The sequence below is a fragment of the Paraplanobispora takensis genome, assembly GCF_016863195.1.
GTDB classification, from domain to species: Bacteria; Actinomycetota; Actinomycetes; order Streptosporangiales; family Streptosporangiaceae; genus Planobispora; species Planobispora takensis.
The window spans coordinates 24,760-37,112 of the sequence record NZ_BOOK01000010.1; the positions used below are offsets into that span (position 1 = coordinate 24,760).

General features: G+C 72.0%; 11 protein-coding genes. 6 read left to right on the plus strand and 5 right to left on the minus strand.

The features are described 5' to 3' along the window. Positions 1-85: 85 nt before the first annotated feature. Complete coding sequence (locus Pta02_RS07670; protein ID WP_203873995.1) at positions 86-2,401, plus strand: xanthine dehydrogenase family protein molybdopterin-binding subunit; 2,316 nt, start codon at positions 86-88, stop codon at positions 2,399-2,401. A gap of 7 nt (positions 2,402-2,408) precedes the next feature. On the opposite strand, the gene Pta02_RS07675 is transcribed toward Pta02_RS07670, so the two are convergent. Beyond that, the gene (locus Pta02_RS07675; RefSeq protein WP_203873996.1) at positions 2,409-2,990 is read right to left on the minus strand and encodes a GNAT family N-acetyltransferase; all 582 of its coding nucleotides are present in this window, start codon (positions 2,988-2,990) and stop codon (positions 2,409-2,411) included. Between the two features lie 95 nt (positions 2,991-3,085). Between Pta02_RS07675 and Pta02_RS07680 the strand changes: the two genes are divergently transcribed. Then, entirely contained in the window at positions 3,086-4,210 is a 1,125-nt protein-coding gene (locus tag Pta02_RS07680; protein ID WP_239129833.1) for a hypothetical protein, read from the plus strand. A 43-nt stretch (positions 4,211-4,253) separates the two neighbouring features. On the opposite strand, the gene Pta02_RS07685 is transcribed toward Pta02_RS07680, so the two are convergent. The 4 genes from Pta02_RS07685 to Pta02_RS07700 all read right to left on the minus strand — a co-directional run bounded on the left by Pta02_RS07685 (position 4,254) and on the right by Pta02_RS07700 (position 7,517). Beyond that, positions 4,254-5,429 (minus strand): CopD family protein, encoded by a 1,176-nt coding sequence (locus Pta02_RS07685; RefSeq protein ID WP_239129837.1) that lies wholly within the window; start codon positions 5,427-5,429, stop codon positions 4,254-4,256. Further along, a complete protein-coding gene (locus Pta02_RS07690) occupies positions 5,426-6,019 on the minus strand; it encodes a copper resistance CopC family protein (protein ID WP_203873998.1) in 594 nt (197 codons plus the stop codon). The genes Pta02_RS07685 and Pta02_RS07690 overlap by 4 nt, the downstream gene beginning before the upstream one ends. A 200-nt stretch (positions 6,020-6,219) precedes the next feature. Next, entirely contained in the window at positions 6,220-6,426 is a 207-nt protein-coding gene (locus tag Pta02_RS07695; protein ID WP_203873999.1) for a hypothetical protein, read from the minus strand. A 77-nt stretch (positions 6,427-6,503) separates the two neighbouring features. Further along, positions 6,504-7,517 carry a LacI family DNA-binding transcriptional regulator gene (locus tag Pta02_RS07700; RefSeq protein WP_203874000.1) on the minus strand — a complete coding sequence of 338 codons (1,014 nt, stop codon included), beginning with the start codon at positions 7,515-7,517 and terminating at the stop codon, positions 6,504-6,506. A gap of 175 nt (positions 7,518-7,692) precedes the next feature. On the opposite strand from Pta02_RS07700, the gene Pta02_RS07705 reads away from it, so the two are divergent. From Pta02_RS07705 to Pta02_RS07720, 4 genes are all read left to right on the plus strand, one after another. Next, on the plus strand, positions 7,693-8,973 hold the full coding sequence (locus Pta02_RS07705; protein ID WP_239129839.1) for an extracellular solute-binding protein: 1,281 nt from the start codon (positions 7,693-7,695) through the stop codon (positions 8,971-8,973). Between the two features lie 75 nt (positions 8,974-9,048). Then, on the plus strand, positions 9,049-10,053 hold the full coding sequence (locus Pta02_RS07710; protein WP_203874001.1) for a carbohydrate ABC transporter permease: 1,005 nt from the start codon (positions 9,049-9,051) through the stop codon (positions 10,051-10,053). Beyond that, the gene (locus Pta02_RS07715; protein WP_203874002.1) at positions 10,050-10,949 is read left to right on the plus strand and encodes a carbohydrate ABC transporter permease; all 900 of its coding nucleotides are present in this window, start codon (positions 10,050-10,052) and stop codon (positions 10,947-10,949) included. Before Pta02_RS07710 ends, Pta02_RS07715 begins: the two co-directional genes overlap by 4 nt. A 4-nt stretch (positions 10,950-10,953) precedes the next feature. Then, on the plus strand, positions 10,954-12,342 hold the full coding sequence (locus Pta02_RS07720; RefSeq protein ID WP_239129841.1) for a glycoside hydrolase family 5 protein: 1,389 nt from the start codon (positions 10,954-10,956) through the stop codon (positions 12,340-12,342). Positions 12,343-12,353 lie beyond the last annotated feature (11 nt).

Genomic DNA, 12,353 nt, shown 5'->3' on the forward strand with positions numbered 1-12,353 from the left:
CCCCCGCGTTGGAACCGCCTGCCGATATCCGGCCGGGGCCCGGCGGGCTGTTGGCGGGAGCCGTCCGGCGGCTCATCATCGGATGATGAGCGATGATCGCCGGTATGTCGGGCGGCGGGTGCCGCGCAGGGAGGACGCCCGCCTGGTGGCAGGGCGGGCCCGGTTCGCCGGGGACGTGCGGATCGCGGGGACGGTCCACGCGGTGGTGGTCCGCAGCCCGGTCGCGCACGGACGGCTGACCCGGTGCGAGGTCAAGGCCGCACTGGCCGCCGACGGCGTGCTGGACGTGCTGACCCCCGCCGACGCCGCGGGGATGCGGCTGCCGTGCGTGACGCTGGCCCCCGGCCAGCGGATGACGGACTATCCGGTGCTCTCCGGCGAGATCCGCTACGCCGGCCAGCCCGTGGCGCTGGTGGTGGCGCGCAGCGAGGCGGCCGCCCAGGACGCCGCAGAGCTGGTCGACCTGGACATCGAGGAACTGCCCCCGGTGCTGGGCGCCGAGCGCGCTCTGGCCGCGGACGCGCCCCTGCTCTATCCCGAATGGGAGACGAACCTGGTCGCCGACTTCCCGCTGGGGGATCCGCCGGACGAATGCGAGGCGGCCATCGCGGCGGCGGAGCACGTGGTCGAGCTGACGACCAGGCTGGGGCGGGCCGCGCCGTACCCGATGGAGCCGCGGGCGATCGTGGCCGCGTTCGAGGACGGCGAGCTGACCGTGTGGGCCTCCACGCAGGCGCCGCACCACGCCCGTGACCACCTCGCCGAGGCCCTCGGGCTCGGCCACGGCCGGGTGCGCGTCGTGGCGTGCGACGTGGGAGGCGGCTTCGGCGGCAAGGAGCACCCGTATCCCGACGAGGCGCTGGTGTGCCTGGCGGCGATCCGGCTGGGCCGCCCGGTGCGGTGGGTGGAGTCGCGCACCGAGCACCTGGCGGCCACCCTGCCCGCCAGGGACGCCGTGCACCGGGCCCGGCTGGCCTTCGACGGCGACGGGCGGTTCCGGGCGCTGTACTGCGACATCGTCGGCGACCTCGGCGCGCACCCGTCCAACGCGGGCATCTCCACGTTCGCGGTGACGGCGGTGACGCTGCCGGGACCGTACCGGTTCGAGCGGGTCGGCGCGCGCGTGCGCGGGGCGGTGACGACGACCACGCCGACCGGCTCCTACCGGGGCTTCGGCCAGCCCGAGGCGACGTGGACCCGCGAGCGGCTGGTCGAGGAGGCCGCGCGCCTGCTGGGCGTGGACCCGGTGGAGCTGCGCCTGCGCAACCTGCTGCGCCCCGACGAGCTGCCCTACGCCTCCCGGACCTGGCAGACCTACGACTCCGGGGACTATCCGGCCGCACTGGAGGCGCTGCGCGATCTGGTGCGGCCGCGCGAGGCCGGCGACGGCCGGCGGCGCGGGATCGGGTTCTCCTGCCACGTCGAGCCGACCGGCATGGGCCCCTCGGAGGAGATGCGGCAGGCGGGCACCCAGACCGGGGCCTACGAGACGACGGTGCTGCGGATGGAGCAGGACGCCTCACTGGTCGTCTGCTGCGGGGTGGCGGCCATCGGCCAGGGCATCGAGACGACGCTGGCCCAGCTCGCCGCCGACCACGCGGGGGTGCCGCTGGAGCGGGTCAGGGTGCTGCTGGGCGACACGGCCGCCACGCCGTACTCCCCGGTGGGCTCCATCGCCAGCCGGGCGCTCGCGCTCGGCGGCGGGGCGCTGATCCGGGCGGCGGTACGGCTGCGCGAGAAGATCATGCTGATCGCCGCCCACCAGCTGGAGGCCTCCGCCGGCGACATGGAGATCGCCGGCGACGTCGTGCGGGTGAAGGGCGACCCGTCGGCCGCCCGCACGCTGAGGGAGATCGCGGTCTCGGCGTGGCGGGCCTGGGACCTGCCCGAGGGGGTCGATCCCGGGCTGGAGGAACGGGTGACCTACGACCCCTCCGCCTACACCTGCGCCTTCGGCGCGCACGCCGCGGCGGTGGCCGTCGACCCGGAGACCGGCGCGGTCGAGGTGGAGGGCTACTGGGTGGTCAACGACTGCGGCGTGGCGGTGAACCCGGCGATCGTGGAGGGGCAGATCCTCGGCGGGGTCGTGCAGGGGATCGGGATGGCGCTGACCGAGGAGGTGGCCTACACCTCCGGCGGGCAGCCGCTGATGGACTACTTCCCGCCGGGGGCGCCGGACGTGCCCGACGTCGAGGTACGGCTGATGCAGACCCCGTCCCCGGTGACGCCCGGCGGGATGAAGGGCGTGGGCGAGGCCGGGACCATCGGGCCGCCCGCGGCCATCGGCAACGCCGTGGCCGCCGCCCTGCCCGGGGTCGCCGGCCGGATCACCGCCACCCCCCTGACCCCGCAGGCCGTCTGGGCGGCCCTGTCCGGGCAGGAGGGCCGACCGGGCGGGTGACCGGGCGTCAGGGCTCCCGGGGGCCGATCGGCATCCTGTAGTGCACCTCCGTCGCCGGGAACGGCATGCCCGGCACGTCCTGGACCCGGCCCGACAGGGTGAAGCCGAAACGCTCGTAGAAGCGGCGGGCGCGGGCGTTGCCCTCCAGCACCCAGAGCCCGGCCTCCCGGTGCCCCAGCTCGCGCAGGCGCTCGACCGAGCGCGTCATCAGGGCGAGGCCGAGCCCGGTGGACCAGCGTTCGGGAAGGACGTAGATCGCGAAGACCTCCCCGCCCCCTCCGGCCTCTCCACCCTCCCCGGCCGCCGCCCGGCCCTGCTCCGGGTCCCGCTCCGCCCCGAACACGCTGAACCCCGCGATCTCCTCGCCGGGCCCGCCGTCCGCGTCACCGCCCTCCCCGCCGACCAGCAGGTGCCCCCCGCCCGAAGTGGTCCACTCCCGCCAGAACTCCAGTGCCCGGGGTGTGACGCTCAGCCCGTCGAGGAAGTCCTGGGGGAGCAGGCCGCGGTAGGCCGTCTTCCACGTCTCGTTCTTGATCCGCAGAACGGCCTCGAGGTCATCCGGGACGCCCTGGCGTACAAAGACTCGCATATTTGATGATTATCCGGGCATGTGGAGGGGTTATCCCTGATTGCGGTCTTCGTGAAGGCCGGGCATCATTTCAACGCGTGAAGTCAGCAGCAAACTTGCGAAGAAGAGCCGGCTCGGTCGCCGAGTGGGCGCTGCCCTACTGGACCCGCGGGGAGGCCGGCAGGGAGACCCCCGAGGACCTGTTCAAGGTCCTCTACCTCGGATGGCTGGTCGCCTTCTCCCTCAAGGTCCTGGGAGCGTCCTGGGACGTCTCCTGGCACTTCAAGTGGCTGCGCGACGACCTGGCCCCGCCGCACATGCTCAACAGCGTCGGCACGGTCATCGTGGTCGCCCTGACCATCATCCACGTCTACACCGGCTACGGCGTCGACAAGACGGCGCAGCGCCTCATCCAGTGGGGCACCGCGACCTTCCTGATCGCCGTGCCGCTCGACCTGATCAACCACCGGGTCAACGGGCTCGACATCACGTCGTGGAGCCCGTCGCACATGCTGCTGTACATCGGCACGTTCTTCATGATCTGCGGCGTCATCCGCGGCTGGTTCATGGGGGCCCCGCCCGGCCGCATGCGCACGCTCGTCCTCGGCGGCCTGTTCGTGTTCATGTTCGAGAACGTCTGGTTCCCGGCCCAGCACCAGGAGTACGGCGTCTTCGGCATCCGGGCGTGGGACGCCGGCAAGCCGGAGGCCGAGCCGATCCTGCTGCAGTTCGCCGCCGACCAGATGGGCCGTCCGATCGACCGCGAGATGGTGGTCAACTTCTCGCTGCCGGTGCCCGACCAGGTCTACCCGCTCTACGGCGCGATGGCGGCGATGATCGTCCTCGTCTTCGCCCACGCGATGATCGGCAGGAGGTTCGCCGCCACCGCCGTGGCCGCCACCTATGTCGTCTACCGCACGCTGATCTGGCCGCTGCTGGCGGTCGCCGACTTCCCGCGCTCGGCGGTCCCGATCTTCCTGATCGCCGGGGCGCTCGCGATCGACCTGGCGTTCCTGATCCGCCACCCCGCCGTCCGGGCGCTCGTCGGCTCCGTCGTCGTCACCCTCGTGGTGGACCAGGTCCTGCGCGTGCAGAACGCGTGGCTGGCCTCACCGCCCCTGATCAGCCCGATGACCATGGCGCTCGGCGGGGCCGGGCTCGCCGTCCTGTGGCTGGCCGGCGAGTGGTTCCTCACCCGCTACAGGCTCCGGGACCGGACCGGGGAGACCGTCCCGGCCTGAGCCCGGCGGACAGGCCGCCGCGCCCTGAAACGGACGCGGCGGCTCAGGTGATGGAGGCGGTGGTCAGCGCCACCGCCACGCCGTAGGCCAGTCCCATCACGGTGACCTCGGCCGCCGCCCACGCGGCGACGGCCGTCCCCTCCCGCCGCCGGATCGGCGGCAGGAGGCGGAAGCGGATGTGCGCGGCCAGCGGGATCAGCAGGGCCGTGAGTGCGACCTTGGCCAGCACCAGCAGGCCGTACTCGCTCGTCAGCAGCGCGCCGGGCAGCTCGGTTCCCGGGGTCAGGGCCATGGTGGCCAGGCCGTTCACCAGCCCGGAGAGGCCGACGACGACCAGCGCGAGGGTGGCCAGCCGGGAGAAGCGCGGCAGGATCCGGGCCAGCAGCTCGCGGTCCCGGGCGACCAGCAGCGCGATAACGGTCAGCCCGCCGGTCCAGGCCGCCGCGCCCAGCACGTGCAGCTCCATCGAGACCATGATGGGGTCGTGCCAGACAGAGTCCACCGCGTGACCGGTGACCGGGATCGGCAGCAGGCCGAACAGGGCGATCACGATCCGCAGCTCGGCGGGGACCTTCTCGCCGAAGCGCACCGCCAGCAGCCCGATCCCGGCGTAGGTCAGCGCGCAGGCGGCGCTGAAGAGCAGGCCCTGCCCCGCGCCGACCTCGTCGACGTACTCGGCGATCATCCCCGGGGTGGGGAACACGCCGGGGTTCAGCTCGGCCGTCATGAAGACGATGGTCAGCAGCGCCAGCACCGCCCAGGCCCAGGCGAAGGAGACCGCCATCGGCCGGGCCCGGCGCATCACCGGCTCGGTGCGGTCCGGGTCGTCGAAGCCGAGCAGCTTGGGCAGGAAGCTCAGCCCGACCACCGCCACCGCCGCCAGGTCCAGCAGCACCCGCAGCACCGGCAGGCCGTACTCCACCAGCGGGCTGGGCAGTGTGATCCCGGGCACCGCCTCCGCGGCGCCGAACGCCGTCGCGACGAGGACGGCGGACACCGCCCCCGCGACGAGACCCCAGGCGGGCAGTGTCCCGGCCCGCCCCGGTCCCCGCGCCTGCCCGGCCGCCCCCGGCCCCAGGGTCTGCCCGCCGGTCCCCGGCTCCCGCGCCTGCCCGGCCGTCTCCGGTCCCTGCCCGGCCGCCCCCGGCTCCTGAACCTGTCCGGCGGGCGCGGCCACCTTGCCCGCTCCGGCGGGCGCCTCGTTCCCTTCCGCGCTCACTTCGCCTCCTCCCGCTCGCGCGTACGGCGCATCGCCACGACGGTGGCCCCGCCCAGGATCACCAGTGCTCCGGCGATCCACAGCACGGCCATCCCGGCACCGCCGTTCTGCGCGGCCTCGGCCGCCTGCGCGCTCAGGTCGGGAGTGGTGGCGGGCTCCGCGGCGGCGGAGGGGGGCGGGGCCGCCTGCGAGGCGGCGGGGGTCGGCCGGGAGGCGGCCTGCGTGCCCGGGGCGGTCAGGGTGAAGGTCAGCTTGTCGGCCACCGGGTGCCCGTCGGAGGACAGGATGCGGTAGCCCACGACGTACTCCCCGGCCGGGCCGAGCGGTTTGAGGGTCACGCTGGCCTTGGCGCCGTCGACCGCCGTCGCGCCTTCCTCCCAGCGCCTCCCGTCCGGGCCGGTCACGCTGATCTGCGCGAAGCCCTGCCGGACCGTCTGGTCGAAGGTCAGCGTGATGCGCTGCGGTGCGGCGGCGAGCCGGGCGCCGTCGTCGGGGTCGCTGTCGATCAACACGTTGTGGGCCCGCGCCGGGCCGGCCACGCCGAGCAGCGCGGTGCAGGCCAGCAGCAGAACCGTCAATAGCCGCCTCATCGGGCGAGGCGTTCCTTTTTGCGTCCTCATAGCCCGACCATGTTCCCATCACGGCCGGTCAGCGAGGCAACCGCGGGCCCGTGCCGAGGCCATCGCCCGCCCGCGCCGGGGCGAACACGGGCTCGTGCCGAGGCGGACGCGACCGCCCGGTGTCCTGACCGGCCCCCGCTCGGCCACGGGCCGGGCGGTCGCGCCCCGGCTCAGGCCTGCCGGTTGGCCGACATGCGCTTTTCGTGACGCACGGGCGGGGACTGCGCGGCCGCGCGGCCGGCGGCGGCTCCCCGGCCGCCCGCGCCCTTCTCCTGGCGCAGCTGGGCGGAGGTCACCGGACCCGGGCCCTTGCGCACGGGCGTCCCCTGCTCGCGCTGCTGGTGCTGTGCCTTCGTCTGGCGTGATTTCGAACTCATCAAGCCCCCCGAGAGGTATTTAACTTAAAGGGGCTTATGTCCGTTTCTTGGCGGGGGAAACATGTGAGCGGAAGGAGTCAGGACCGGGGCGGCGCGGTGCTCTCCCGGACGATGAGCTCGGTGGCCAGCTCCACCCGCCTGGTCTCCGGCGGCTCGCCCCGGCCCATGCCCAGCACGGTCCGGGTGGCCAGCGCGGCCATCTCCTGGAGCGGCTGGCGGACGGTGGTGAGCGGGGGCCACGCCGAGCGCGACAGCGGGAGGTCGTCGAAGCCGACCACGGACAGGCCCTCGGGGACGCGCATCCCGCGCTGGCGGGCCGCCTCGAAGACGCCGAAGGCCTGCAGGTCGCTCCCGGCGAAGATCGCGGTGGGCGGGTCGTCGAGGGAGAGCAGGGCGTGGCCGTGGTCGTGCCCGGAGTCGACCAGGAAGGTGCCGCGGCGGATCAGTTCGGGCTCCACCTGGAGTCCCGCGGTCTCCAGCGCCGCCCGGTAGCCGTCGATCCTGGCCTGGCTGCAGAGCATGTCGGCGGGCCCGCTGATCATGCCGATGCGCCGGTGGCCGAGCTCCAGCAGGTGCCGGGTGGCGGCCAGGCCGCCGTGCCAGTTGGTCGCGCCGACCGAGGCGACGCCGGGCGCGGGCTCGCCCTCGGGATCGACCACCACGAACGGCAGGGACCGGGCGCTGAGCTGGGCCTGCACCACGGTCGAGAGCTTGGATGCGACGATCACCACGCCGTCGGTGCGGCGGGCGGCGAGCCGCTCGAGCCAGTCGCGCCCCGGCCCCGCGTGGGTGTGCAGCACGGAGATGACGACGCTGGCGCCCGCCTCGTGGGCCGCGTCCTCGGCACCGCGGACGATCTCCATCGCCCAGGGGCTCTCGATCTCGGCGAAGACCAGGTCGACCAGGCCGGCGGGCCCCTCGTCCTGGCTGACGCGGCGCTGGTAGCCGTGCTTGTGCAGCAGCCGCTCGATGCGGTGACGGGTGTCGGGGGCCACCTCGGGCCTGCCGTTGATGACCTTGGAGACCGTGGGGACCGAGACCCCGGCCTCTTCCGCGATCTGGGCGATGGTTACCCGCCTCTTGGTGGACATGCGAGGAAGTGTAGCCGAAAGTTTTCGGAATCCGCGCCCCCCAGGTGCAGCCGCGTATCCATACTCTCGCCACGGTGTCTATTGACGCGTAACGCGCTTTTTACCTAAGCTTCGGGCACGAAATATTCGGGGGGTAACCGAAACTTTCAACGCGGCGCGGAAAGGATTGACGGCGATGTCACTGCGTCGGCGCGGTGTGGTGGTAGTAGCGGCCTCGGTTCTCCTCCTCGGAGGGTGCGGCAGCGGGTCGGACGGTGCGGATACGGCCCCGTCCGCCGGAGGCAAGGTCACCATCGACTGGTGGCACATTGGCACCACTGAGCCCAACAAGACGATTTACGACGGATGGGTCAAGGCCTATCAGGCCAAGAACCCCAATGTCACCATCAAGGTGACGGCGCTTGAGAACGACGCCTTCAAGTCCAAGATGGCCACGGTCACCACGGCGGCCAGCGCCCCGGACATATTCTCGACCTGGGGCGGCGGCGTGCTCAAGCAGCAGCTCGACGCCGAGATCGTCAAGGACCTCGGAGACCCGAAGGCGATCGCGGACTTCACCCCGGCGGCGCTGGCCGCCTACCAGATCGACGGCAAGACCTACGGCGTCCCGATCGACGTCGGCATGGTGGGCTTCTGGTACAACAAGAAGCTCTTCGAGAAGGCCGGGGTCTCCGAGCCGCCCACCACCTGGTCGGGCTTCCTGGACACGGTCAAGAAGCTCAAGGCGGCGGGCGTCACCCCCATCGCGCTGGCGGGCAAGGAGAAGTGGCCCGGCCACTACTACTGGACCTACCTCGCCATGCGCATCGGCGGGCTCGACGTGCTCAAGCAGGCGGCGACCACCCACGACTTCACCGGGCCCGACTTCGTCGCCGCCGGGCAGAGGCTCAAGGAGCTCTCCGACCTGGATCCCTTCCAGAAGGGCTTCCTCAACGCGGCCTACAGCTCACCCGACGGGCAGGCCGCCGCGGTGGGCAGCGGCAAGGCGGCGATGGAGCTGATGGGCCAGTGGGCCCCGGCCGTGCAGAAGGACGCCGGCGGCGGCATCGGTGACGACCTCGCCTTCTTCTCCTTCCCGGCGGTCGAGGGCGGCAAGGGCGCGGCCACCGAGGCGCTCGGCGGCGGCAACGGCTTCGCGGTCGGCGCGGACGCCCCGGCCGAGGCCGTGGACTTCCTGAAGTTCATCACCCAGATGGACAACCAGAAGCAGTTCGTGGAGTCCGGTGCCGGGCTGCCCGCGGTGAACGGCGCCGAGGAAGCGATCAAGGACGCCAACCTCAAGACCGTGGCCGGCACGCTGGCCGGGGCGACCGGCTTCCAGCTCTATCTGGACCAGGCCTACCCGCCGGCGGTCGGGCAGGAGATCAACGACAGCGTGGCGGGACTCATCGCGGGCTCCAAGACACCCGAGCAGGTCGCCGAGAGCATCACCGAGACGGCCAAGGCCGAAGGGTAGCGGCGGCGACATCCGCACAAGCGACGGGCGGGCCGGACCGGCCCGCCCGTTCCACCCCCATCTGGAGCAATGCACATGACACCTCCCGCGCTGACGGAAAGGCCGGAGAAGCGGCCGCGGGCCGCGGCCCCGCCCGCGCGCGGCCTGCCCTCCGCCGCGATACGGCGCCGCCGGCGTCTCAAGGGCCTGGCGACCGTCGCCCTGTTCATCCTCCCCGCACTCGTGCTGTACGGCCTGCTGGTGCTGGCCCCCATCGCGATCGCCGCCTACACCAGCATGTTCCGGTGGAACGGCCTGGGCGGGTGGCCCGATGACTTCATCGGCTTCGACAACTTCACCCGGCTGTTCTCCAGCGACGTCTTCCACGGCGACCTGCGCAACGGCCTGATCATCGTCGTCCTGTCGCTGGTGGTCCAGCTGCCGCTCGCGCTGGGCCTGGCGCTCCTGCTCAACCAGCGGATGCGCGGCCGGGCGGTCTACCGGCTGCTGTTCTTCGCGCCCTACGTCCTGTCCGAAGTGATCACCGGTGTGCTGTTCTCGCTGATCCTGTCGCCGGAGGCCGGGCTGGCCAACCAGATCCTGCGCGCGGTGGGCCTGGAGGAGCTGGAGCGCGCCTGGCTGGCCGACCCCGTGACGGTCATGCCGGCCCTGTTCGCCGTCATGACCTGGAAGTACTTCGGCTTCTACATGATCCTGTTCCTGGCCGGGCGGCAGGGCATCCCCAGGGAGCTCGGCGAGGCCGCCTCCATCGACGGGGCCGGCACCTGGCAGCAGTTCCGGCACGTCACGCTGCCGCTGCTCGGTCCCACCATCCGCATCGCCGCATTCCTGTCCGTCATCGGCACGATCCAGCTCTTCGACCTGGTCTGGGTGCTCACCGGCGGAGGGCCCGACCACGCCTCCGAGACGATGGCCGTGACCATGTTCCAGTTCGGCTTCAAGCGCACCCAGATCGGCTACGCCAGCGCGATCAGCGTGGTGATGTTCGTCCTCAGCATGATCTTCGCGCTCGCCTACCTGCGCTTCGTCATGCGGCGTGACACCCAGGGCGCCGTCACGACGATGGGAGACCACCGATGAGCAGCACTGCGCAGAGCCGCCGCACGGACCGTCTCCCGGACGACCGCCCGAACCGCCGCCGTCGTCCCGCCGGGCCGTCGCGCGCCCGGGGGGTCTCCCTGCACCTGCTGGCCGGGACCCTGGCCCTGTTCGTCCTCGTCCCCCTCCTGTTCGGCCTGATCGGCGGGTTCAAGGACAACGCCCAGCTCTCCTCCAACCCCTTCGGGCTGCCCGCGCCGTGGCATCCGGAGAACTACACCGAGGTGCTCGCCTCCGCCTCCTTCTGGCGGCAGGTCGGCAACAGCGTCCTGATCGCGCTGAGTACCACCGTGCTCGTCGTGGTCCTGTCGGCGATGGCCGCGTTCGCGTTCGCGCGCTTCGCGTTCCGGGGCCGGGAGGTGCTGTTCACGATCTTCACGGCCGGGCTGATGTTCCCCTTCGCGGTGGCGATCCTGCCGCTGTTCGTCCTGATGCGTACCTTCGGGCTACTGGACAACCCGCTCGGGGTGATCCTGGTCCAGGCCGCGTTCGGCCTGCCGATGACGATCATCATCCTGCGTGGCTTCTTCGCCGGGATCCCGCGCGAGGTGGAGGAGGCCGCCGTCATCGACGGCTGCACGCCGTTCGGCGTCTTCTGGCGGGTCCTGCTGCCGATGGCCCGGCCCGCCCTCGCCACCGTCTCGGTGCTGGCGATCGTGGCCAGCTGGAACAACTTCTTCCTGCCGCTGGCGGTGTTCAACAATCCGGACTGGTGGACCATCCCGCTGGGCGTCCAGCAGTTCCAGGGACAGTACTCCACCGATGTCGCCCGAACCCTCGCCTACGTCGTCCTGGCCATGGTGCCCGCGCTGGCCTTCTACGCGGTCGCCGAACGCCACCTGATCAGCGGGCTGACCGCTGGAGCTACGAAGGGATGAACGCGTGACCCTGCATGTGTCCGGAAACCACCTCGTCGCCGCCGACGGCACCCCGGTACGGCTGCGCGGAGTGGGCCTCGGGGGCTGGATGAACATGGAGAACTTCATCACCGGTTACCCCGCGAACGAGTCGGCGATGCGCGAGGCCGTGGCGGAGGCGATCGGGGAGGAGCACGCGGAGCTGTTCTTCGACCGGCTGCTGACGTCGTTCTTCGGCGAGGCCGACGCGGCTCTCCTGAGCCGGATCGGCATGAACTGCGTGCGGATCCCGGTCAACTACCACCACTTCGAGTCCGACGAGCGGCCCTTCGAGCTCATCGAGCACGGTTTCCGCCACCTGGACCGGGTGATCGACCTGCTCGGCCGGCACGGCATCTACAGCGTGATCGACCTGCACGCGCTGCCGGGGTCGCAGAACCAGCACTGGCACTCGGACAACCCCACGCACGTGGCCTCCTTCTGGCGGCACCGCCACTTCCAGGACCGGGTGATCCACCTGTGGGAGGCGATGGCCGACCGCTACAAGGACAACCCCTGGGTGGCCGGGTACAACCCGGTCAACGAGCCCGGCGACCCCACCGGGCGCGTGGTCGGCCCGTTCTACGACCGGCTGGTCAAGGCGGTGCGCGCCGCCGACCCGCACCACGTGCTCTTCCTCGACGGCAACACCTACTCCACCGACTTCTCGGTGTTCCGCGAGGTCTACGAGAACACCGTCTTCGTCTGCCACGACTACGCGCTGGCCGGCTTCGCGCACGGCGGGCCGTACCCCGGCCACACCCGGGGCGAGTGGGTGGACCGCGAGCAGCTGGAGCGGACCTTCGAGCGCCGCACCGTCTTCCAGCGCCAGACCGGCACGCCGCTGTGGGTGGGGGAGTTCGGCCCGGTCTACACCGGCGACCCGGCGGTCGACGAGCAGCGCTACCAGATCCTCCGCGACCAGCTGGAGATCTACGACGCGCACGGGGCGGGCTGGTCGTTGTGGACCTACAAGGACGTCGGGCTCCAGGGCCTGGTGACCGCGGACCCGGCCGGGCCGTACATGGAGCGCTTCGGATCGTTCATCGCCAAGAAGGGGCGCCTGGGCGCCGACCGGTGGGGCTCCACCATGGAGGAGTCGGCCGAGGTCCTGGCGCCGCTGCACGAGCTGATGGAGACCGAGTTCCCCGGGTGGGACCCCTACCCGTGGGGCGCCCGCTACCAGACCGACGACCTGATCCGGCACATCCTCCTCGCGCAGGCGCTGCTGCCCGAGTACGCGGCCCTGCTGAAGGGACTGCCGCAGGAGGAACTGCTCGCGCTGGCCGACTCCTTCGCGCTGTCGGCCTGCGCGCGCCGCGAACCCCTGATCGAGCTGCTCGCCGGGAACCTGGGAGCCTCCGGAGAGCGCTGAGAGGGGGAGGG